General features: G+C 71.9%; 17 protein-coding genes. 9 read left to right on the forward strand and 8 right to left on the reverse strand.

Translation table 11 applies throughout. The annotated features are described in order from the left end of the window. Positions 1–4 precede the first annotated feature (4 nt). Positions 5–331: a sec-independent translocase gene (locus ASD10_RS07345; protein ID WP_056606804.1), complete on the reverse strand. Its 327-nt coding sequence runs from the start codon at positions 329–331 to the stop codon at positions 5–7. A gap of 9 nt (positions 332–340) precedes the next feature. Further along, positions 341–1,480, reverse strand: a complete 1,140-nt coding sequence (locus ASD10_RS07350; RefSeq protein ID WP_056606806.1) for an Mrp/NBP35 family ATP-binding protein — start codon at positions 1,478–1,480, stop codon at positions 341–343. 94 nt (positions 1,481–1,574) lie between these two features. On the opposite strand from ASD10_RS07350, the gene ASD10_RS07355 reads away from it, so the two are divergent. From ASD10_RS07355 to ASD10_RS07395, 9 genes are all read left to right on the forward strand, one after another. Beyond that, on the forward strand, positions 1,575–3,281 hold the full coding sequence (locus ASD10_RS07355) for an ABC-F family ATP-binding cassette domain-containing protein (protein WP_056606809.1): 1,707 nt from the start codon (positions 1,575–1,577) through the stop codon (positions 3,279–3,281). Further along, positions 3,278–3,889, forward strand: coding sequence for a cyclopropane-fatty-acyl-phospholipid synthase family protein (locus ASD10_RS07360; RefSeq protein ID WP_056606812.1), 612 nt, complete (start codon positions 3,278–3,280; stop codon positions 3,887–3,889). Before ASD10_RS07355 ends, ASD10_RS07360 begins: the two co-directional genes overlap by 4 nt. Before the next feature lie 168 nt (positions 3,890–4,057). Beyond that, positions 4,058–4,354, forward strand: coding sequence for a WXG100 family type VII secretion target (locus tag ASD10_RS07365; RefSeq protein ID WP_056606816.1), 297 nt, complete (start codon positions 4,058–4,060; stop codon positions 4,352–4,354). Between the two features lie 127 nt (positions 4,355–4,481). Beyond that, on the forward strand, positions 4,482–4,772 hold the full coding sequence (locus ASD10_RS07370) for a hypothetical protein (protein WP_056606819.1): 291 nt from the start codon (positions 4,482–4,484) through the stop codon (positions 4,770–4,772). Between the two features lie 5 nt (positions 4,773–4,777). Further along, positions 4,778–6,142 carry a putative T7SS-secreted protein gene (locus tag ASD10_RS07375; protein WP_056606822.1) on the forward strand — a complete coding sequence of 455 codons (1,365 nt, stop codon included), beginning with the start codon at positions 4,778–4,780 and terminating at the stop codon, positions 6,140–6,142. After that, positions 6,139–7,317, forward strand: coding sequence for a hypothetical protein (locus ASD10_RS07380; RefSeq protein WP_056606824.1), 1,179 nt, complete (start codon positions 6,139–6,141; stop codon positions 7,315–7,317). The genes ASD10_RS07375 and ASD10_RS07380 overlap by 4 nt, the downstream gene beginning before the upstream one ends. Before the next feature lie 2 nt (positions 7,318–7,319). Next, entirely contained in the window at positions 7,320–7,910 is a 591-nt protein-coding gene (locus ASD10_RS07385) for a hypothetical protein (RefSeq protein ID WP_056606827.1), read from the forward strand. Next, positions 7,907–8,557: a hypothetical protein gene (locus tag ASD10_RS07390; RefSeq protein WP_056606830.1), complete on the forward strand. Its 651-nt coding sequence runs from the start codon at positions 7,907–7,909 to the stop codon at positions 8,555–8,557. Before ASD10_RS07385 ends, ASD10_RS07390 begins: the two co-directional genes overlap by 4 nt. A gap of 27 nt (positions 8,558–8,584) precedes the next feature. Next, on the forward strand, positions 8,585–9,172 hold the full coding sequence (locus ASD10_RS07395) for a hypothetical protein (RefSeq protein ID WP_056606833.1): 588 nt from the start codon (positions 8,585–8,587) through the stop codon (positions 9,170–9,172). A 28-nt stretch (positions 9,173–9,200) separates the two neighbouring features. Here the strand turns inward: ASD10_RS07395 and ASD10_RS07400 are convergent, their stop codons facing one another. From ASD10_RS07400 to ASD10_RS07425, 6 genes are all read right to left on the reverse strand, one after another. Beyond that, positions 9,201–13,508, reverse strand: coding sequence for an FtsK/SpoIIIE domain-containing protein (locus ASD10_RS07400; RefSeq protein ID WP_056606835.1), 4,308 nt, complete (start codon positions 13,506–13,508; stop codon positions 9,201–9,203). 11 nt (positions 13,509–13,519) lie between these two features. Continuing rightward, a complete protein-coding gene (locus ASD10_RS07405; protein WP_056606838.1) occupies positions 13,520–15,553 on the reverse strand; it encodes a serine/threonine-protein kinase in 2,034 nt (677 codons plus the stop codon). A gap of 10 nt (positions 15,554–15,563) precedes the next feature. Then, the gene (locus ASD10_RS07410; RefSeq protein ID WP_056606840.1) at positions 15,564–16,838 is read right to left on the reverse strand and encodes an ABC transporter substrate-binding protein; all 1,275 of its coding nucleotides are present in this window, start codon (positions 16,836–16,838) and stop codon (positions 15,564–15,566) included. A gap of 6 nt (positions 16,839–16,844) precedes the next feature. Further along, a complete protein-coding gene (locus ASD10_RS07415) occupies positions 16,845–19,655 on the reverse strand; it encodes a hypothetical protein (RefSeq protein ID WP_056606842.1) in 2,811 nt (936 codons plus the stop codon). A gap of 132 nt (positions 19,656–19,787) precedes the next feature. Further along, complete coding sequence (locus ASD10_RS07420) at positions 19,788–20,294, reverse strand: DUF1003 domain-containing protein (RefSeq protein WP_056606844.1); 507 nt, start codon at positions 20,292–20,294, stop codon at positions 19,788–19,790. Then, positions 20,287–21,549 carry a magnesium transporter MgtE N-terminal domain-containing protein gene (locus tag ASD10_RS07425; RefSeq protein ID WP_056606845.1) on the reverse strand — a complete coding sequence of 421 codons (1,263 nt, stop codon included), beginning with the start codon at positions 21,547–21,549 and terminating at the stop codon, positions 20,287–20,289. The genes ASD10_RS07420 and ASD10_RS07425 overlap by 8 nt, the downstream gene beginning before the upstream one ends. Positions 21,550–21,644 lie beyond the last annotated feature (95 nt).

Here is a 21,644-nt window from a genome sequence, read left to right on the forward strand (position 1 = left end):
GGCGTCAGGTCGCCTCGGAGTCGAACGGCGGACGCTCGCCGGGGCGCAGGATGCGCGTCTCCTTGGTCGCCGCGGGCGTCGTGTCCCCGGCGTCGTCGTCGAGGAAGTTGCGGCGCACGATCTCGCGCGGGTCGAGGTCGCGCAGGTTGAGGTCGGAGAAGTCCTCGCCCATCTCGCGGCCGAGGTCGTTCTTGGCGTTGTCGGCCATGCGCCGCACGGTGCGGACGAACCCGCCCGCCTGCTTGGCGAGCTCGGGGAGCTTCTCGGGCCCGAACAGCAGCAGGGCGACCACGAGGATCAGTCCGATCTCGGGCCAGCCCATGCCGAACATGCGGGGACCCTACAGGCGTCCGGCGGGCGCGAGCCCCAGCTGCATGCCCACGAGGCCGCGTGACCGGCCGCTGAGCTGGTCGGCGACGCCCTGCAGGATCTTGGCCGACTCGGAGTCGGGATCGGACTCGACGATAGGGTCGCCGGCGTCGCCGCCCTCGCGCAGCTTCTGGTCGAGGGGGATCTGCCCGAGCATCGGCACGTCGTAGCCGAAGCGGCCGCTGAGGGTCTCGGCCACCTTGGCGGCACCGCCCGAGCCGAAGATCTCCATGCGCTCGCCGCCGGGGACCTGCAGGTACGACATGTTCTCGATCACGCCCGCGACCCGCTGGTGCATCATCGAGGCCATCGTGCCGGCCCGCTCGGCGACGTCGGCGGCAGCGGGCTGCGGCGTCGTGACGACGACGATCTCGGCGTTCGGCAGGTGCTGGCCCAGGCTGATCGCCATGTCGCCCGTGCCGGGCGGGAGGTCGAGCAGCAGCGCGTCGAGGTCGCCCCAGTAGACGTCGCTCAGCATCTGCACGAGCGCGCGGTCGAGCATCGGCCCGCGCCACGCGACGACCTGGTCCTTGCGGGGCTTGAGCATGCCGATGCTGATGACCTTGAGGCCCTTGATCGGGACCGGCATGATCATGTCCTCGACCTGGGTGGGGCGGATGTCGCCCACGCCCAGCATGTCGGGGATCGAGTGGCCGTAGATGTCGGCGTCGACGATGCCGACCTTGAGCCCGCGCTTGACCATCGCCAGGGCGAGGTTGACCGTGACGGTCGACTTGCCGACGCCGCCCTTGCCGGACGCGATCGCGAACACCTTGGTCAGCGAGCCGGGCTGGGCGAAGGGGACCTCGCGGTCGGCGCGTCCGCCGCGGAGCATCGTCTGCATGTCCTTGCGCTGCTCGTCGCTCATGACGCCCATGTCGACCACGACGGCGGCCGCGGGGGCGACGGTGCCGACCGCGGCGGTGACGTCGCGGGTCAGCGTGTCCTTGAGCGGGCATCCGGAGACCGTCAGGAGGATGCGGACCGTGATCTGGTGGTCGTCGATCGTGATCGTGTCGACCATGCCCAGCTCGGTGATCGGTCGCTTGATCTCGGGGTCGTTGACGCCGTCGAGGGCTGTGCGGATCTGCTCTTCGGTCACTGCTGCCATGTCCCCATCGTACGGGGAGGACCGTCACGGCGAGCCTGAGTGTGACCTAACCACGGGCGCACCGGGGGCCGCGGCGCTTTGAGAGGATGACCGGGTGGGACACCTCGACCTCAACTCCGTGAGCTACACCCTGTCGGACGGACGTCCGCTGCTCGACGACGTCAGCCTGCGCGTCGGCGAGGGGGCCAAGGTCGCGCTGATCGGTCCCAACGGCACCGGCAAGACGACCCTGACCCGCATCGCGACCGGCGACCTCGCGCCTCACGCGGGGGCCGTGACCGTGACGGGAGGGCTCGGCGTGATGCGCCAGTTCATCGGGTCGGTGCGCGACGAGACGACGGTGCGCGACCTGCTGCTGTCGGTCGCGCCCGGGGCGGTGCGCGACGCCGCGGCCGAGGTCGACCGCACCGAGCTGCTCATGATCGAGCGCGACGAGGAGCAGGACCAGATGGCGTACGCGCAGGCGATCGTCGACTGGGGCGACGTCGGCGGCTACGAGCACGAGTCGCTGTGGGACGTCTGCGCGACGTCGGCGCTCGGCCTGCCGTTCCAGCAGGTGCAGCACCGTGCGGTCACGACGCTGTCGGGCGGGGAGCAGAAGCGGCTCGTGCTCGAGGCGCTGCTGAGGGGGCCCGAGCAGGTGCTGCTGCTCGACGAGCCCGACAACTACCTCGACGTCCCCGCCAAGCGCTGGCTCGAGGAGCAGCTGGCCGAGTCGCCCAAGACGGTGCTGTTCGTCAGCCACGACCGCGAGCTGATCGAGCGGGTCGCGCAACGCATCGCGACGCTCGAGCCGGGGCCGGACGGCAGCACGCTGTGGGTGCACCCGGGACGCTTCTCGACGTACCTGCAGGCGCGCATCGACCGCAACGCCAAGCTCGAGGAGCGGCGCCTGCGGTGGGACGAGGAGCGCGCCAAGCTCAAGGCGCTGGTGATCATGTACCGGCAGAAGTCGGCCTTCAACTCCGACATGGCCTCGCGGCTGCAGGCCGCCGAGACGCGGCTCGAGCGCTTCGAGCGGCAGGGGCCGCCCGAGGCGGTCCCGATCGCGCAGAACCTGCGGATGCGGCTCGAGGGTGGCCGGACGGCGAAGCGGGCCGTCGTCGCCGAGCAGGTGGGGCTCACGGGACTCATGAAGCCCTTCGACCTCGAGATCTGGTTCGGCGAGCGGGTCGGCGTGCTGGGCGGCAACGGCTCGGGCAAGTCGCACTTCCTGCGGCTGCTGGCGGGGGGCGGATCGCGACCGGACGTCGAGCACGAGCCGGTCGGCGACGTCGTCCCGCCGCCGGTCGACCACACCGGCATGGCGCGCCTGGGGTCCCGGGTCCGTCCGGGCTGGTTCGCGCAGACCCACGAGCACCCGTCGCTGGTGGGACGGACGCTCCTCGAGGTGCTGCACCACGGAGACGGTCACCGCCGGGGCATGGGGCACGAGGCCTCGGCCAAGGCGCTCGACCGGTACGGGCTGGCCAAGGCCGGCGACCAGGTGTTCGACCAGCTGTCGGGCGGCCAGCAGGCCCGGTTCCAGATCCTGCTGCTCGAGCTGGCGCACGCGACGCTGCTGCTGCTCGACGAGCCGACCGACAACCTCGACCTCGAGTCGGCCGAGGCGCTGGAGTCGGCGCTGTCGACCTTCGAGGGCACCGTCATGGCCGTGACGCACGACCGGTGGTTCGCCCGCGGCTTCGACCGGTTCGTGGTCTTCGGCGCCGACGGCCAGGTCTACGAGGCGGACGAGCCGGTGTGGGACGAAGGTCAGGTCGACCGGGTGGAGCGCGCGAGGGAGAGGAACGACCGATGAGCCAGGACGTGTTCGGCGAGGAGTTCTGGGACGAGCGCTACGGCGCGGACGACCGCGTCTGGAGCGGGCAGCCCAATCCGCAGCTCGTCGACCGGGTGACGGGTCTGACGCCCGGCCGGGCGCTCGACGTCGGCGCGGGCGAGGGCGCCGACGCGGTGTGGCTCGCGCGGCGGGGGTGGGACGTCACGGCGTTCGACGTCTCGCGGGTCGCTCTGGACAAGGTGCGCGCCCACGCCGTCGACGCGGGCGTCGCCGACCGCGTCACGTGCCACCGGGTCGACCTCGCCACGTGGGTCGGGGAGCCCGCCGCGTACGACCTGGTGTCGGCGCAGTTCATGTACCTCGACCAGCCGGGGCTGACGACCCTGTACCGCCAGCTCGGCGCCGCGGTCGCGCCCGGCGGCCGGCTGCTGCTCGTGGGGCACCACCCCGTCGACGAGCGGCACGGCTCGCACGACTTCCCCGACGTGCGGTGGACGCCCGAGGACGCCGCGGCCTGGCTCGACGCCGACGACTGGGCGTCGATCGACACCGCCACGGTGCAGCGGCAGGGGCACCTCGGGACCATGCACGACGGCATCGTCGAGGCGGTCAAGCGGAGCGGGTGACGCGCGTTCACCGGGGCGTCGCCGCACGGTCACGCACTGGACGGCCTCGTACCGAAAAACTTGCTGGCTTGGCAGGACGTTCGTCCGTCGATCCGTTAGAGTCGGGCTGTCATTCCGATTGTCATCCCGCCGTGGTTCGTCCGTGGCGCTGTAGAAGGGGTATGCAGCATGGCCAATGTTTCAGTTTCCTACCAGGAGATGCAGGACCAGGCGACCAAGCTCAACAACGGTCGCGTCGACATCGAGTCGCAGCTGTCGGCTCTGAAGACCCAGATCGAGGGCCTCGTGTCGGGCGGCTTCGTCACCGACTCGGCCTCGGACGCGTTCCGCACGTCGTACGAGGAGTTCAACTCCGGCGTCTCGAAGGCCCTCGAGGGCCTCGACGGCATGGCGACGTACCTCAACAAGGCTGCCGAGACGTTCGCCGACGTCGACACGCAGCTCGCGAGCGCCCTCAAGGGCTGATCCGCCCCGATCGATCGCCCGGCAGGGGCGCCCTCAGGGGTGCCCCTGCCGACGCGGTCGTGAGCGCCGCGGCGCGCTCTTCACGACCTCTTCACGGTGACCACTCCCACGCGAAGGATGCCTCACGATGGCTGATCTGACGTACAACAGCGGCGACCTCGAGACCTTGGGCGCCCAGCTGAAGGACCTGCACGGCAAGCTCAAGGACGACGGGCGCCTCAAGGAGCTCAACAAGGAAGAGGTCGGACACACGAAGGTCGCCGAGGCGATCGACGACTTCGTCAACGACTGGGACGACAAGCGCAAGAAGCTCAACGACAAGGTCGAGGCACTCGGCGAGATGGCCAGCAAGTCCAGCGAGGAGTTCACGAAGGCGGACCTCGAGCTGGCCGAAGCACTCAAGCAGGAAGCGGAGTAGAGATCGTGAGCGCGCGCAACTACCTCCAGTGGGAGCTCGTCGGCGAGGGTTCGGACCCCGTCGTGGCGTCGGAGTACGACGTCGACCAGTCGGCCAAGATCTTCGCCGACCAGGGCCAGCAGATGAACGACGCCGCGTCCCTGCTCAAGCAGATCGCGGACCTCACCGGCTGGACGGGCGAGGCCGCCACGCAGCTGGCCGACAAGGCCGACGACGCCTACAGCGACCTCGACAAGGCCGCCCAGAAGTACATCGACGCGGGCGCCGCCCTCAGCACCTTCGCGGGCAAGGTCGGCACGGCACGCGCCGAGACGGCCGCCGCGGTCGCCGACGCCGTCGAGGCCGAGGCCCAGCGCAAGAGCAACGCGACGAGCGAGCTCGAGGGCGTCGCCGAGCCGACCGACGCGCAGAAGGACGCCGACGAGCTGCGCGGCGACCGGCTCGACGCGGCCAACTCCGCCCTGTCGGCGGCGCGCACGCGCCTCGTCAACGCGCTCGAGGACCTCGAGAGTGCCGCCAGCACGTGTGCGAGCGCGATCAAGAACGCGTCCGAGCAGTTCAAGGACAGCACGATGGACGACGTCAAGGGAGCCGTCAGCTCGGCCCTGGCCGTGATCGTCGACGCGCTCAACGTCCTCGCGATCATCCTGGCCGTCGTCATCGTGGTGCTGCTGATCATCGGCACCGGCGGCGCCTTCCTCGCCTTCCTCATCACGGCCGCCTTCTGGGTCGGCATCGCGATCCTCGCGGGCACGACGATCCAGTTCCTGATGGGCGACGCCGACGGGTGGGACCTGCTGTTCGCCGCCTTCGGTGCGTTCGGTGGCAAGCTGCTCACGGCGGGCGGCAAGCTCGCCGCGAACTCGATCAAGTCGGCCCGGGTGCTCCAGGTCGCCCGCATCACGCAGTCCACCAAGGACGGCATGAACGGGCTGGTCAAGTTCGGCCAGCGCTTCCCCCTGAAGTCGGTCCGGGCGTTCGCCAACGGCTTCGAGACCCGCGCCATCACCAAGGCCGTCAGCGCGTTCAACACCCAGATCGACGACCTCGCGTCGACGTCGCGTCTGCTGCGCGGCCTCGACCTGGCCGAGATGTCGACGAGCATCCGGCAGATCAACGCGCTGCGCGGCATGAACCCGACCCCCGCCATGATGGCTCACCTCGACGAGGCGGTCGGCGGGCTCAAGCTGGCCGGCACCGGTGCCGCGATGCAGTTCTCGTCGCAGTTCAAGGACGGGCTGGGCGCCCCCGAGTCGTTCACCAACACCTTCAACAACATGCGTGACGGTCTCGACATGCTGCAGGACAACCCGCCGGTCGGGCCCATCAGCGCCCCGATCAACATCCACGTCTCCGGCGTCGGGCGGTGACGCGCTCGTCCCTGCGACCCGGTCCGCGTGCCGGCCTGGAGATCGCGGAGGCGAGGGGGTGGCGCATCGAGGTCACCTCGGGTGGCGGGGTCACGATGACGTCGCCGGGCGAGCCCGACACCCTCATCGCGTCGCCGGGCCAGGTCGCCCGGGCGGTCGTGCTGCGTGGCGCCCAGGTTCCTGACGCCGCCCTGCACCCTCGAGGGTTCGAGGAGAGCCTGGCGCTGCTCTCCGACGACGCGGCGCTGCTCGTCGTCCCGTTGCACCTGCTCGCGCACGGCGACGTGCGCGACGCCGCCGAGCTGCGTCGGGTCGCCGGGGCCGACGACTTCGCCCAGTCCCTCGGGCTCGCCCTCGAACCGGCCACCGACGCCGAGGCCGCCCTCGCATCGCGCTCCGCCGTGACGGTGGACCGCGGTCCGGTGCGGTCGGGTCTTCGGCGGGCTGCGTCGCGGCACGTCGCCCTGCTGGTGCTCTCGGCACTGGGCGCGATCGCGGCGATGGCCCTGGGTGGCGACATCGGGCCCTACATCGGCCTCGCGGCATCGGCCGTCGTGCTGTTCGTGGCCTTCGAGCAGTGGCGCTACCGCGCGACGTTCCTCCAGCTCGTCGCGGGGCCGCCGGCGGCCTCCGGACGGGCCGACGTGTCCAACGGGTCGACCGGCGAGCTGCTGCAGATCGGCGCCGACGACGTGGTCCACGTCGGCGCGGGCACCGAGACCTGGCTCGCGGGCCCAGGCCGGGGCGGGGTCGTGACGTGCTCGGTCTCCGGCGGCAGTCTGCGTCTGGTCGACCGACGCGGCACCGACCTGCTGGTGCTGGGCGCGACGGGGTGGTCGTCGGCCGGCGACCGGGACACGCTGCAGCGTGCCTGTCGCGCCGCCGGCATCGACCTCGACGTCGCCCGGGGCGCGTTCGAGGGCGGCGACACGGCAGAGCCTCGCGGCACGACCCGCATGTCGGCTGCTGCGTCGGGCGACGTCGTGACGGCGGGCCCGTTCGCGGCCCTGCTGATCTCGTTCTTCATCGCCGTGACCCATGCCGCCCCGGTCGACGACCTCGACCCGATCCGGGCCGTGGTCGTCGTGGTGGCCCTGGCGGCGCTGGCGCTGACCGGCGTCGCCCAGCTGCGACAGCGACAGTGGTCGCGTCGCCAGACCCGTACGAGAGGATGACGATGGAGGACGACTACCTGGACGTCGGGGGATTCCGCGAGTGGCTCCCGCTCGAGATGGAGCTCGACGCCGACCAGTACGTGGAGTCCGTCGTCGACCACTTCGTCGACGATCCGGCCGATCCGGCCGTGCTGCGGGCCATGGCCGCACACCTGGCGACGATGGCCGCACAGCTCAGGGACATGAACGACGACCAGACCATGGTGCTGGGTGGCTGGGTCCTGCTCCCGCCGGGGGGCCGGCGGCTCGAGCCCCTCACCGTCGCCCGTCTGCTCGCCGTGCGCGTGCCGCAGGGCATCACGACCTCGGAGCTCGTCGCCGACCTGATCCACGACGCCCCGCTGCACCAGCCGATCGAGGCCGAGACGATCACCACGGCCTCGGGACCGGCCGAGCTGGTGCGGGTCCGCACCTACGAGACCACCGAGCACGGTGTCGACCTGAGCGAGACGATCTGCGTCCTGTGGCTGCCGTCCGGCGAGAACTACGCCATCGTGCTCGCGACGCTGCCCATCGACGACCTGGTCGTGGCCGCCGACGCGGTGCCCGCGATCACGGGTCTGGCCGAGTCCGTGAAGGGCCTCCCGCAGTGAACGGCATCCGAACCGTCAGGGCCCCGGGCGGCTGGAAGCTCGTGATCCCCGCGGGGTGGGCGACGCTGTCGACCGACCCGAACGTGCGCAACGACCAGATCAAGCGGCTGCTCGACCGTCAGTTCGAGGGCACGGCCCGCGACGAGCTGATCCAGGTACGGGTCGAGGCGGACCGGCGGCTCAAGCAGGACCTCGCCCGGGCTGCCGAGAACGGCGTGACCCAGATGCACGCCCTGGTGGACCCGATCGTGAAGCTCCCGATCTCGGCGACGCTGCTGGTCGCGCAGCTCTACGTCGGATCGGACCGCGAGGTCGTCGACGGGCTCGCGAAGCTGCTCGGCAAGGCCGAGGGCGTGCTCGAGGTCGAGAACCTGACGCTCGGCGGGGTCCCCGCGACGCGCCGCCGCCGTCGGGCGCTCGAACCGTCGGGCGAGGAGCCGGACGCCCCGGAGATATGGCACACCCACGTCGACTACATGATCCAGATCAGCATGGACGACCTGCTGGTCCTGAGCTTCGTCACCTCGACCGATGCGCTGTCCGACCAGCTGACCTTCGTCTTCGACTCGATCGCCGCGACGCTGCACCAAGGAGACAGCGGTCTGGAGTGGGAGCCGACGTTCTACGCGCCGAACGAGGCAGAATGAGCACTCCCTGACGTCGAGGAGAGCTTCATGACCGACATCCGCACGCGCACCTTCTCGGCCGGCTCCGGCGCCGGCCCCCGACCGTGGGGCGTGCTCCTGGTGGCGATCCCCGCCCTCGTCGTGGCGGTGTACTTCCTCGGGATCGTGCTGGCCGCGGTCGTGGCGCTGGTGACCGCCGTGATCGTGGTCCCGCTGGCGCTGCGACACCGCCGGCTCGAGTCCACCGGCGAGGTCGACGTCACCGCCGACACCGTGACGTACCGGCGGGGCGGCTCCGAGCAGACGCGGCTCGACCGTCGGTCGTCCGCCTACGAGGTCGTCTCGTTCAGCGACCGGTACGGCATGAACCCCCAGCTGCTCCTGACGGACGGCTCGCAGCACGTGCGCCTCGTGCGCGGCCAGTGGACGGCCTCGACGCTGACCGAGCTCGCCGCCGCCGCGGCCGACGGCCCGCCGCGCGTCGCGACGTGGCAGCAGGTCAAGGCCGAGCACGGCGCGGGGCTGGCCTGGTGGGAGCGCCACACCACGGCCCTGATCGCCGGCACCGTCATCGGCCTCCCGGTGCTCGCGATCGTCGGCGCCGTGCTCGCGGTGCTGCTGTTCGACGTCGGCTGACGACCCTGTGGGTCGCCGGCCGACGTCGTCAGCGCGGGGGAGCGATCGTGGCGACCTGCACCGGCGTGCCGTCGCCGAGGTGCAGCCAGCCACGCCCGACGGCCACGGGCAGACCGAGCACGTTGCGCGGCATGCGCGTGCCGATCAGCTCGCCGTCGGAGATGCCCTGCGGTGACAGGAGCAGGCCCTGCCGGGCCTTCTTCATCTCGGGCTGCCAGCCGCTGAGCCCGGCGCCGACGCCCTCGGAGTGACCGCCGAGGACGACGAACGTGTCGGCGACCTGGCCCCGCGCGACCCGCAGGAAGAAGTCGCCGCCCGCGGCGTCGCGCAGGCCCTCGCCGTCGTCGATCAGCACCAGGACGGGCCGGCCGGCCTCGGCGACGAGCTCGTCGAACGTCGCCGCCGGGGTCGTCGGGTCGGTGAAGACCGCCAGCACGCCGGGACCGTCGAGGTCGCGCAGCGGGCTGGGCCGCGGGGCCATCGCGATGACGGCACCGCCCGTCGCGATGAACGTCCGCGCCATGCCGACCAGCACCGAGCTGCGCCCCGACCGTCCGGGGCCCGCGACGATGAAGGCATTGCTGCGGGTCGTGTCGATCGCGAAGGCCGTGAGCTCGTCGCCGCCGACGCCCGCCACGACGTGGGGTGCGGGAGTCCCCGTCGGCACGAGTGCCATGGCCTCGTCGGCCTCGATGCGCGCGGGCAGGGCGTCGACGCGGAACGGGGGCACGGCGACCTCGCCGACCCGCTCGGCGGCACGGGCACCGATCTCGCGCAGGGCCGCGGCCTGGGCCTGACCACCGAGGTCGTCGGCGAGCAGGTAGATCTGCGACTCGTTGCCGTCGCGTGTGAACCCGCGCCCCGGCAGGACCGTGTCGGGCATGTCCTTCGGACGCAGCCCCACCAGGCCGTAGTCGTCGCGCTCGGCCAGTCGCAGCGTCAGCTTGTTCTCGGTCATCGAGAACACGCGCGTGTTGTAGGCCAGCGAGCGGTCGCCCGTGATGATGGCGTGGATGCCGAGGCTCGCGCCCTCGCGCAGCACCCGCATGACGACGTCGTTGAGCGCGTCGACCGTGCCGAGGGTCGCCACGAAGCCCTCCCAGCGGTCGAGCATGACCACGAGGTGGGGCAGCGGCTCGTCGCTGACCCGACGCTGCTCGGAGATGTCGCCGAAGCCCTCCGCCGAGAGGATCTGCTGGCGACGGTCGAGCTCCTCGCCGATGCGCGCCAGCAGACGGCTGGCGCGCTGGCCCTCGCTGCGGCTGACCACGGTGCCGGTGTGCGGCAGGCTCGTGAACACGTTGAGCGCTCCGTTGCCGCAGTCGATGCCGTAGAGGTGGACGTCGGACGGATCGGCCAGCTTCGTGATCGACGCGGCGATCGTCCGCAGCAGCTGCGACCGGCCGCTGCCGCTGGACCCGACGACCAGGAAGTGGCCGTCGCGCTCGAGGTCGAGCTCGGCGACGACCTGGCGCTGCTGCGCCGGCACGTCGCGGCGGCCGAAGGGGAACGACGGGACGTGACCGCGGCGGGCCTCGCCCTGCACCTCGTCGGCCCACTGCATCGTCGTCGGCAGGGCCGGCAGCCACGGGCTGCGCTGCTGCTGGATCTGCTCGTCGGCGGAGGCGTCGACGATCGCGGACACCAGCTCGGACAGGTCGGTGCCGGCGACCTCGGTCTCCTTGCGGCGCGGCGGCCGGGCGGCCGGGTAGCCGAGGGTCCGCCACGACACCCGTGACACGAACGGCGGCGGCACGTCGGCGGCGACGGTGCCCGGCCGGCGTCCACCGACGCGGCCCGACTGGAACGCCTGGAGGGCGCCGGCGCCCAGGCGGGCGTAGGCGCGGCCGGGGGTCGACTTGGCGATGCGGGACGCGTCGGGGGTGTCGAGCACGTCCGTGCTGTCGGCGGCGTCGCCGACGCGCAGGGCGATGCGCATGTTGGTGTTGGCGCGGATCTCGGCCGACACGACACCGCTCGGGCGCTGCGTCGCCAGCAGCAGGTGGATGCCGAGGCTACGTCCGAGCTGCGCGATGCTGACCAGCCCGGCGACGAAGTCGGGCAGGTCCTTGCTGAGCTGGGCGAACTCGTCGATGACGAGCAGCAGGCGGGGGAGGGGCGGACGGTCGGGCTCCTTGGCGTGCAGGGCCTGGTAGTCCTCGATGTCCTTCGTGCCGGCCTCGGCCAGGAAGTGCTCGCGGTACTTGAGCTCTGCCTTGAGCGACTCGAGCGCGCGGACGACCAGGTGCGGGTCGAGGTCGTTGACCTTGCCGACGGTGTGCGGCAGCTTGACGCACTCCTTGAACGCGCTGTCGCCCTTGTAGTCGACCAGCACGAAGTTGATCGCGTCGGGGCGGTTGGCCACCGCCAGCGAGGCGATGATGGTCTGCAGCAGCTCGGTCTTGCCCGATCCGGTCATGCCGGCGATCAGGCCGTGGGGGCCGTCGGTGCGCAGGTCGAGCGAGAAGGGGCCGTCGATGCCCGCGCCCAGCACCATCGTGGTGCTCATGGGGCTCATGATCCAGCCCGAGCGGACCTTGTCGGCGGTCGGCGGGTCGAGGTCGAGCACGTCGAGCAGACGGGCGCTGTCGGGCAGCGTCTCGCCGTCCTCGGGCCCGCCGATGTCGCGCAGGCTCGCGAGCGAGCGGGCGACGTCGTCGGCCCAGCGGACCGAGACGCCGTCGAGCAGCAGGTCGGGGACGGCCCGGTGGCCGCTGCGGCGCAGCGCCGCCCGGTTCTGGTCGACGGGGTCGACCTGCACCGTGGCGTCGCACCGCTCGGGCAGCGACCGCTGGTGCTCGTCGACGCACAGCGCGAAGACGCCGACCGCGGGGCCGTCCTCGAGCACCTGGTTGAGGCCCGGCACGGCGCGCAGACCGCGGTATCCGTGCAGCACGACGACGTGCGCGGCGAAGCTGTCGGCGCTGGCGCGCGAGGCCTTGCCGGCGTCCTGGCGGGCCTTGATCGTCGCGTTGAGCCATGCCACCTGCGCGGCCAGCGTGTCCGCGTCGTTGCCGATCATCGCGACGGGGCCCTCGGGGTCGTCGGAGCGCACGTGCGGCAGCCAGCCGATCCACGACCACTCGTCGGTGCCGCGCGACGTGAGGAACGACATCGAGAGGTCGCGCGGTGCGTGGTACGCGGCCATCTGCGCGATCGTCCAGCGCAGCACGGCGTCGGCCGCGTCGTCGGGACCGGCGATGCCGACGATCTTCGACTCGGTGACCGAGAACCCGACCGGCACGGCGTGGAGCACGGGCAGGGTCTCGGGCACCTCGCCCGTGATCGAGATCGTCGTCGGCTCGTCGCTGGTGCCGAGGCGCAGGCTCAGGAAGTCCTCGTCGTGCCGGCGTCGCTCCCACAGACGGTTGCCGGGCAGCGTCGCCGTCACGAACGTCTCGGCCGCGTCGGGCATCTCGTCGCGCAGCCGGGCCTGCTCGGACGTCGTCGACTCCGACAGCCGGGTCTGCGCCGTCTCGAGCGCCTCGTGGTACTCCGCGAGCTTCTGCTTGTAGTTCTTGGCCCCGCCGCGGCGCTCGGAGAAGTAGTTGGCCAGCAGCATGACCGGCGACATCAGGCAGAAGATCAGGAACGTCTTGCTGCCCGTGACGGCGACCATGACGAAGCCGAGCACCAGCGGTGCGAGGGCCGCGATGATCGGGAAGCTGCGGCGGCTCTGCTCGGACGGCGGCTTCGGCACCTCGACGGCGGGTGTCAGGTGGTAGGGCTTGATGCGCGGCGGACGCAGGAACGTGCGCCAGCCGGGCTCGGCCGCCTCGACGACCGTCTCGTCGTGGCGTGCCGGGCGCACCATCACGGCCGAGTCGCCGATCTCGAGCACCTCGCCCAGCGGCCACGGGGTCTCGACGTCGGGATCGAGCTGCACGCCCTCGAGGAACGTGCCGTTGGTGGAGCCGAGGTCCGTCACGGTGATCCCGTCGGCCGAGACCGTCAGGCGGGTGTTGCGGCGCGAGAGCGAGCGGTCGTCCCAGGCGATCGAGGCACCGCGGCCCAGCTCGTGGGTGCCCTGCGGCAGCGCCATGACGGTCCCGGCGTGCAGCCCGCCGACGACGTGCAGCTGCAGGCCGGACGGCGGGAGGTGCGTCGGGGCCGCGTCGACCCCGAAGCCGATGCGCGCGCCGTGGCGCAGCCCGTCGGGGACGACCGTCGCGACGGCGCTGTCGCCGGTCTCGGCGCGTCCGAGGCTCCAGCCGCGGTCGGCGCCGATCTCGAGCGCCAGCGCGCGCTCGATCTCCTCGGCGGGTGTCGCGTCGTCACAGTCGACGACGACGTCCGTCTCGTCCGTGGGCTGTGCGAGGGTCACGGTGATCCGCATGCTGGCGAGTCCTATCCGTTGGGGCCGACGACGAGCAGGCTGTTGCTCTGGACGTCGTCGAAGTTGCCGACGCGCCCGGTGAGGGTGCATCCCTGTACCTGGCCGCGCACGACGACGGTGCCGTCGCTGTCGGCGATGACCGCGCCGTCGCAGCTCGAGGAGGGCGTGAAGGTGGGCTGTGCGCCGCCCGAGAACGAGCTCAGCAGGGCCGACGGCCGTCCGGTGGAGCTGCTGTCGTACAGCGGCTGGAGCTCGTCGGGCTTGCCGTCGGCGAACACGGGGTACAGGCGCACGCGCACCGCGTCGTCCTTGCCCAGGGTCAGGGTGCTCGGGATGCGCAGGTCGAGCCCGGTCAGACGCTGCAGGGGGTACGACGTGACACCCGTGACCTTGGGATCGGTGACGGCCGCGCGGGTGATCTCCTGCTGGCGGTCGAGCCACGACTGCAGCGCGTCCTGCGGCTCGCTGCCGAGGTCGATGTCGGTGATCTTCGCCTCGACCTGGACGTCGCCCGCCGCCGCGATGCCGAGATCGATCGAGTACCCGCCGCACTGCGGCAGGACGCCCGTGCTGCGACCGATGTTGGGGGTCACGGGGCCGCCCCAGGCGACCGCGGGGCACTCGTCGGTCTCGCGGACCGGCGGGACGACCGCCAGCACGTCGCCGTCGAGACCCGACCGGTCGGCCGAGTAGGTCATCGTCAGCGAGATCGTCTGCGAGTCGGCGTCGTACTGGGCGCTGGACTCGATGCCGAGCCCCGTCGGGTAGACGTCCTCGTCGGTCGTGGCCTCGACGGCCTGGGCCGCGGACGGGCCGGCGGAGCCGCCGCCACCGGGCAGGCCCTTGGACACGAACAGGAACACCACGCCGATGACCGCCGCGGCACCGACGAGGCCCAGCACCCACCACCACCGCGTACGGCGTCGGTCGGCCTCGGGCGTCGGGGCTGCCGGCTCGAGGATCGGCGGGGCGTACGTCGGCACGTGGCGGCCGATGTTCGTCTGGTCGGTGCCGACGCCCGGGTCGCCGGGCGACAGCGGCACGACCTCGCCGGGCTCGGCCACGGGTGCGACGGGCGCCGCCAGCCCGCGGATGTTGGTCGCGCCGACGTCGAGCTGCTCCTCCTGGCGCACCTGGACGACCTGCGACGGTGCGCCGGCTCCTCCCGTGCTGGTCCACGTGGCGGGATCGCCCTGGGGCATCAGGGCGGGCACCGCGAGCACGTCGTCGTCGAGCTCGCGCAGCATCGCGGCGGCGCCGGACGCCGACGGGCGGGCCGTCGGGTCCTTGCCGAGCATCGCCCGCAGCACGTTCCAGAGCGGGTCGGGCACGGGCAGGACCGGCGGGTCGGCCGTGACGTGGCGGAAGCCGATCGTGTGGGCCGTGCCGGGGCCGGCGAACGGGGTGCGTCCGGCCAGCAGCTCGTAGAGCATGATGCCGGCGGCGTAGACGTCGGACGCCCCGCTGAAGCGTCCCTCGGAGAACAGCTCGGGCGGCATGTAGCCGGGGGTGCCGAGCAGCCCCGTGGCCTGGACCGTCGACTCCTGGGCGAGGCGGGCGATGCCGAAGTCGGAGAGGCGCACGCGACCGGCCAGGGGTGTCTCGCCGTCCTCGACCAGCACGTTGTCGGGCTTGATGTCGCGGTGCAGGCACCCCTGCTCGTGGGCGGCGGCGATCGCGTCGAGCACCGCTGCCATCGCGGTGACCGCCTCGTGGGGGGCGAACGTGCCGACGCGTCGCAGGTGGGCCCGCAGGTCCTGGCCCGTGACGAGGTCCATCACGATCGCGAGGTCGTCGCCCTCGACGACCAGGTCGCGCACGCGGACGATGCCGGGGTGGTCGAGACCCAGCAGGATCGAGCGCTCCTGGATGAACCGACCGACGATCTCGGGGTCCTGCGTCAGGTCGCTGCGCAGCAGCTTGGCCGCGACGAGCTCGTCGGCGACACGGTCGTGGGTGCGCCAGACCTCGCCCATCGCACCCGAGCCGAGCCGGTCGATCAGCTCATAGCGGCTGCCGAGCGCCCGACGACTGCCGACGTCCATGCTCCACTCCCTACGCGTCGTTGCCGTCGTCGGTCAGCTCGAACCACGTGAGGACGGGGGAGTCGCCGACGGGTCGGACCCCCGGGTCCTGCGTCGTCGCGTAGAGCGGGGCGACGCTGTCGGCGGGCAGGGCGTAGGGCGAGGAGAAGTCGAGGCCCGGCCCCGCGAGCGACTGCTTCGTGCCCAGCGTCAGGGTCGGGAGCGCCTTCGCGACGTCGGCGGGGACGGCCGATCGGGCCTTCGCCGCGGCCCGAACCAGCGCGAGGACCGCGTCGTGGCTCGGCAGGTCGGCGTCGGCGGCGATCGCCGAGAACGGCGAGCCGTCGAGGGACGACGTGAACGACTCGTCACCGGCCGCGAGCCGCAGGGCCGCGAAGTAGGCGGCGGCCGAGTCGGCGGCGGCGGTCGAGCCGAGCGTCGAGGAGTCGGACGCGGGGGCGCCGACCGACACGAAGCGTCCCGACGTCGTGCCCGAGCTGCTGTCGAGGGCGGCGGCGAACTCCGGCGTGAGGGCCTCGGGCGTCAGGTACAGCGGCACGTCCGGGACAGCGCCCTGCAGCGCCGCGACGACGGCGCCCTGGCTGGCGGCCGGGGCGCTGACGACGACGCTGTCGACGGTCTTGTCCTCGACCGCCTTCGTGGCGTCGTCGACGATGTCGTCGAGCGCCGAGCCGGTGAACTGGACGGGGGCCGCGGTGCCGATCGCGGGCGCGGGGGCCGCGTCGGCGCTGATGACCAGCGGCGAGGAGACCTCGTCGGCCTGCATCGCCTGCTCGACCGAGGCCGTGATGGCGTCCTCGCTGGGCCCCGTGACGTAGACGCCGTCGGGCAGCTCGTCCTGCGTGCGCAGGTACGGGGCAATGACGGGCACGCCGGCCTCGGACGCGGTCTCGAGGGCCGGCAGGACGTGGGCTCCCGTCGTCGCGACGACGATGCCGGAGACGCCCTGGTCGATCAGCGACTGGACGCCCGTCTCGGCCTCGTCGGCGTCGCCGCGGTCGTCGGCGACCGTGACCTTCACCTTGGTGCCGCCGAGGCGCAGGCGGTAGCCGGCGAGCTCGGCACCGGCCGACGGGCCGATGTAGTCGGAGCCCTCGCCGGCCGCCGAGGTCGTCGACACGAGCACGCCGATCGAGACGTCGTCGACGCCCTTGACCGTGAGCCCGACGTCGGCGGGCTCACGCGGCGGCGGTGCGTCGTCGCCGCCGGTGCAGGCCGCGAGCGTGGTCGAGGCCACCAGGGCCAGACCCGCGAGGGACAGGGCGGTGGTGCGCGTACGTGCCATCGTGCGTCAGTCCTTGCCGATGTGGAACGAGAAGACCGTGCGCGTCGTCGACCCGGCCGGGGCCTTGAGGTCGAACAGCGGGAACGCGGCCTCCTTCTCGAGCGATGCCGTGACCTGCGCCTGCTGGAGGTACAGGTCGTCGAGCGAGGCGCCCCGCACGCGGCTGAAGGCGTCGGCGAGTCCCGCGGCGTCGGCGAGGTCGCCGTTCGAGGCGCCCGTGCGGCGTGCGCCGGTGTAGATCGCGCCGAGCAGGCCGCTGCCGTTCTTCTCGGGCGTGCCGATGTTGACCAGGATTGCCTTGAGGTCGGCCACGAGGTCCTTCTCCGACGAGCTCAGGTCGCGGTTGGCCGAGCCGACCTGCGCACCGATCGTGCGGATCGCCTTGGCCACGGTGCCGTCGAGCCCCTTGGCGAACGAGCTCGCCTCGGCGTCGAGCTGGTCGCGCTGACGACGCACCGACTCGGCGCCGTCGGCGACGATCGAGGAGCCGACACCGGCCAGCGACTTGCTGAACTCGCTGAACAGGCCGCTCGAGCCGGCCTCGGCCTCGGCGCGGGCTGCGTCGACGACGGACTTGCTGCCCTCGATCTTGCCGGTGCCGTCTGCCAGATCGGTCTGGGCGTCCTTGAACGCCGTCGCGAGCTTGCCCTCGACGTCGCGCTGGTTGGCCTCGAAGGAGTCGAAGGCGGCCTCGAGCGTGATGGCCGGACCCTCCACCGTCTTCTTGATCGGCGCAGGGTTCGGGTTCTCCTCGGTCGGCGGCACCGGGACCTCGATCTGGTACGAGTACAGCCTCTCGATGTCCGTGGTGAGGGCCTGCACCCTCGCGGTGTAGTCGCCGCTGTTGCCGGTCAGGATCTCGTTGAGCTGGGCGATCAGGTCGTCGACCTGGTCGAGCAGGTCCGCGACGACGCCGCCGACGGGCGGGGTGGGCGAGCCGGGATCGGGCGTCGAGGACGAGTCGGCCTGCACGAGCTTCCACGCAGCGAGCGTGCTGGCGATCTTGCCGCGCAGCGAGTCGGTCTCGTCGGTGGCCGGGGCGGTGTCGCAGGTCGATCCCTGCAGCAGGTCGATCGCCTGGTCGCGGGCCGCCGGGTCGGTGACCTGCGTGCAGATCAGCTCGGCGAGGTCGTCGGCCTGCGTCAGCGCACCGCCGCTGCCCTCGAGCAGCGTGATCTGGTCGGTGGCGCTCTGGTTGATCTCGCCGAGGTCGGTGCTGACGTCGTCGAGCTGGTCCTTGACGTCGCCCAGCCCCTGCTTCAGCTCGTCGAGGGTCGCGCCGACGGCACCGCTGTTGAGCGCCTGGGCGCGGGCGCGGATGACGGCCAGTCCACCCTGTCGCTCCGACGTGTCCGGGTCAGGGGTGCGGACGCCGGTGAGCAGGTCGTCGATCTTCGTGCGGGCATCCGTCAGGAGCTGGCCGTCGAAGGTCTTCTTGATGTCGGCCTCGACGGCGGTGAGGCTCGTCGTCGTGACGCTGAGGGCGGTGGTCGCGCAGTCGAGCGAGCCGATCGCCGTCGACTCCTCGCACGTGTCGTCGAGGGCGCCGATCGACTCCTTGAGCCCGACGGCGATCTGGTCCTTGCAGCCCGCGGTGGCGGTGGAGAGCTGCGTCAGCTGCGACTCGATGACCCGCAGCTGTCCGAGCACCGTCGAGGAGTCCTTCTCGGTGAGCACGGGCACGACGCAGCCGGCCGCGTTCGGCGGGGGGATGGCCGGCGGGAGGTTGTCGGGATCGCCGAGCACCTTGTCCTTGACCTGCTTGAAGCTGGTCGCGAGCTGCTGGACGGCCTTGTCGCGCGACGTGTTGAGCTGGCTGTCCATCGACGTCTCGAGGCTGTCGAGGTCGCCGGACAGGCCCGTGAGCGCCGACGTGACGTAGGACGAGCTCGACTTCAGGTCGGAGATCGTCTTGCTGCCGAGGTCCTGGGCCGATCCGTCGAGCTGCTGCTCGACCTTGGCCAGCACCGTCGTGGCGTCGGTCAGGACGGTGCCGACCGATCCGAGCAGCGCGATCGTGCGGCTCGTGAGCTTCTGGGTGCCGTTGTCGTCGGTGAACACCGAGTCGATCAGGCGCGACACCGACGTGTCGGTCACGAGACCGGGCTGGACGCTGATGTCGAACGTCGGGGGCTCGAAGTCGTCGACGTCCTGCACGAGGGTGAAGGTCGCGCTCGTGGCCAGGCGGGGCGGCGCGAGCATCGTGGCCCACTGCACCTGCGAGCTGCCGCCCGAGGCGCGGCTCACGACGCCGTTGGTGCCGGCCGAGTCGTCGTCGGCGTCGCGCGCGACGACCTGCGACAGGGGGGTGTCGCCGAGGTCGGCGGAGGCGACGACGGTCAGCGGCGTGCCGACCAGGGCGGGGGAGGTCTTGCTCTGCGCCTCGGAGTCGTACGACAGGAGCGTCGGACGGACCGTGGTGTTCTGGACCGTGACCTCGATGTGGACGCGGCCCGTGGCGCCCTTGAGGTCGTCGAGGTCGGTGCCGGTCTTCTTGCCGAGACGGTACGACGTCAGGACGCGGATGGGGAGCTCACCGGCGACCTTCGACGGGTCGTGCGTCGTGTCGTCGTCGGACGGCTCGTCCTGGCCGGAGTCGCGGATCGCGGTGCTCGAGATCGCGTCGACCGTGCCGTCGGTGCCGAGGGTGACGTCGACCGACTGCAGCACCTTCTCGGGTGCGGCCTGGGCCGCGGACTGCAGGCCGTAGGCGACCAGTCCGACGGTGACGGCGCCGACCGCCGCGACCCGCAGGCCGCCGGTGACGCGACGACGGTCCCGGGCGGTGGCCCGGGTTCCAGTGGTAGAGCTCTGCACGATTCCCCTGTCCGGCCCGCGTCGCTCGTCGCGCGGGCACTCTCGTGAACAACCGCCGAGACGTGACGAAGTCACGCCCCGGTGCGGGGACATCGTACCTGCAATCGGTCGAGGAGACTGCCTGACCGGAAGTCAGCCCCGATCGTCCTCGTGATCGTCGTCGCGCTTGTCGAGCTCGCTGACCAGGGTGCGCAGCTCGCCGCGGATGAAGTCGCGGGTCGCGACCTCGCCGATGCCGAGGCGCAGGCTCGCGACCTCGCGCGCCAGGAACTCCATGTCGGCCGTCGTCTGGGCCGCCGCGGCACGGTCCTGCTCCTGCGTCACGCGGTCGCGGGCCTCCTGGCGGTTCTGGGCCAGCAGGATCAGCGGGGCCGCGTACGAGGCCTGCAGCGACAGGATCAGGGTCAGGAAGATGTAGGGGTACTCGTCCCACCGGGGACGGTCGGGACCGTACGGCATGTTCCAGCCGATCCAGACCGCGACGAAGACCGTCATCCACGCGATGAACGTCGCGGTGCCGAGGAAGCGGGCGGTCGACTCGGCGAAGCGTCCGAACCGCTCGGGGTCGACCTCGCCGCGGCGGGGCCGGAAGGTGCGCCGGACCTCGCGGGGCTGGTCGAGACGTGCGCGCTCAGCCATGCGTGACCGCCTCCGCCTCGTCGGGGTCGCTCTCGCGCCACCCCTCGGGCAGCAGGTGGTCGAGGACGTCGTCGATGGTCACCGCCCCGAGCAGGTGGGCGTTCTCGTCGACGACCGGCAGCGCGACCATGTTGTAGGCGGCCAGCAGGTTCGCGACGTGCTGGAGCGAGGCGGTGGGGCGCGGCCAGTCGATGTCGTTGTCGACGATCGTGCCGACCAGGGTCGACGGCGGCTCGCGCAGCAGCGCCTGGAAGTGGACGATCCCGAGGAAGCGCCCGGTGGGGGTCTCGAGGGGCGAGCGGCACACGTAGACCATCGAGGCCAGCGCCGGGATGAGGTCGGAGTTGCGGACGCGCGCCAGGGCCTCGGCGATCGTGGCGTCGGCGGGCAGCACGACGGGCTCGGTCGTCATCATGCCGCCGGCGGTGCGCTCCTCGTAGGACAGCAGCCGGCGGACGCCCTCGGCGTCCTCGGGCTCCATCTGGGCCAGCAGCTGCTCGGCCGTGGCCGGGGGCAGCTCGCCGAGCAGGTCGGCCGCGTCGTCGGGGTCCATCTCGGTGAGCACGTCGACCGCGCGGCCCGGGTCGAGCACGCCCAGCACCTCGACCTGGTACTTCTCGGGCAGCTCCTCCAGGACGTCGGCGAGCCGCTCGTCGTCGAGCTCGGAGACGACCTCCATGCGGCGCTTCGGCGGCAGGTCGCGCAGCGCGTTGGCGACGTCGGCGGCGCGCATCTCGTCCATCGTCGCGAGCAGGTGCGTCGCGCCCTGCGTCGTCTCGGCGCCGGTGAGGCCCTTGACCTCGTCCCACTCGAGCACCTGGTGCGGGCCGCGCCGTCCGAACCGCTTGCCCGCGGCCTGCACCGCGAGGGTCGAGATGTACCAGTCACGGCGGGGGTCCTGCTCCATCGCGAGGTCGTAGACCGTGCCCGGGGTGCCGTCGGGCAGCGTGACCGAGCGGTCGAGCAGCTGGTGGATCGCGAGCGTCTCGGTGCTGCGCTGCTCGAAGCGGCGGACGTTGAGCACGCCCGTCGTGATGATCTGCCCGGAGCCCAGCGACGTGACCCGCGTGATGGGCAGGAACACGCGGCGACGTCCGAGCACCTCGACGACGATGCCGAGCACGCGCGGACGCTGCGTCGCCGACCGCACCGCGACGACGACGTCGCGCAGCTTGCCGACCTGGTCGCCCGCGGGGTCGAAGACGGCCTGCCCGACGATGCGGGACAGGAAGATCCGTCCGGGGGTTGCACTCACAACCCGAACCCTACCGGGGCGTCGAGGTGCGCCACCCCGGTGACCGGCCTACGTTGAGGGGCGCATCACCCGTGTCCGAGGACGCGCCTGCACCT

It is taken from the genome of Aeromicrobium sp. Root472D3 (genome assembly GCF_001426485.1).
In the GTDB taxonomy this organism is placed as follows: Bacteria; Actinomycetota; Actinomycetes; order Propionibacteriales; family Nocardioidaceae; genus Aeromicrobium.

Excerpts from the sequence above, each read along its gene's own strand:
- ASD10_RS07405 (WP_056606838.1), bottom strand. The coding sequence starts at position 15,553 with ATGGACGTCGGCAGTCGTCGGGCGCTCGGCAGCCGCTATGAGCTGATC.
- ASD10_RS07370 (WP_056606819.1), top strand. The coding sequence starts at position 4,482 with ATGGCTGATCTGACGTACAACAGCGGCGACCTCGAGACCTTGGGCGCC.
- ASD10_RS07345 (WP_056606804.1), bottom strand. The coding sequence starts at position 331 with ATGTTCGGCATGGGCTGGCCCGAGATCGGACTGATCCTCGTGGTCGCC.
- ASD10_RS07385 (WP_056606827.1), top strand. The coding sequence starts at position 7,320 with ATGGAGGACGACTACCTGGACGTCGGGGGATTCCGCGAGTGGCTCCCG.
- ASD10_RS07400 (WP_056606835.1), bottom strand. The coding sequence starts at position 13,508 with ATGCGGATCACCGTGACCCTCGCACAGCCCACGGACGAGACGGACGTC.
- ASD10_RS07395 (WP_056606833.1), top strand. The coding sequence starts at position 8,585 with ATGACCGACATCCGCACGCGCACCTTCTCGGCCGGCTCCGGCGCCGGC.
- ASD10_RS07360 (WP_056606812.1), top strand. The coding sequence starts at position 3,278 with ATGAGCCAGGACGTGTTCGGCGAGGAGTTCTGGGACGAGCGCTACGGC.
- ASD10_RS07365 (WP_056606816.1), top strand. The coding sequence starts at position 4,058 with ATGGCCAATGTTTCAGTTTCCTACCAGGAGATGCAGGACCAGGCGACC.
- ASD10_RS07420 (WP_056606844.1), bottom strand. The coding sequence starts at position 20,294 with ATGGCTGAGCGCGCACGTCTCGACCAGCCCCGCGAGGTCCGGCGCACC.
- ASD10_RS07350 (WP_056606806.1), bottom strand. The coding sequence starts at position 1,480 with ATGGCAGCAGTGACCGAAGAGCAGATCCGCACAGCCCTCGACGGCGTC.
- ASD10_RS07410 (WP_056606840.1), bottom strand. The coding sequence starts at position 16,838 with ATGGCACGTACGCGCACCACCGCCCTGTCCCTCGCGGGTCTGGCCCTG.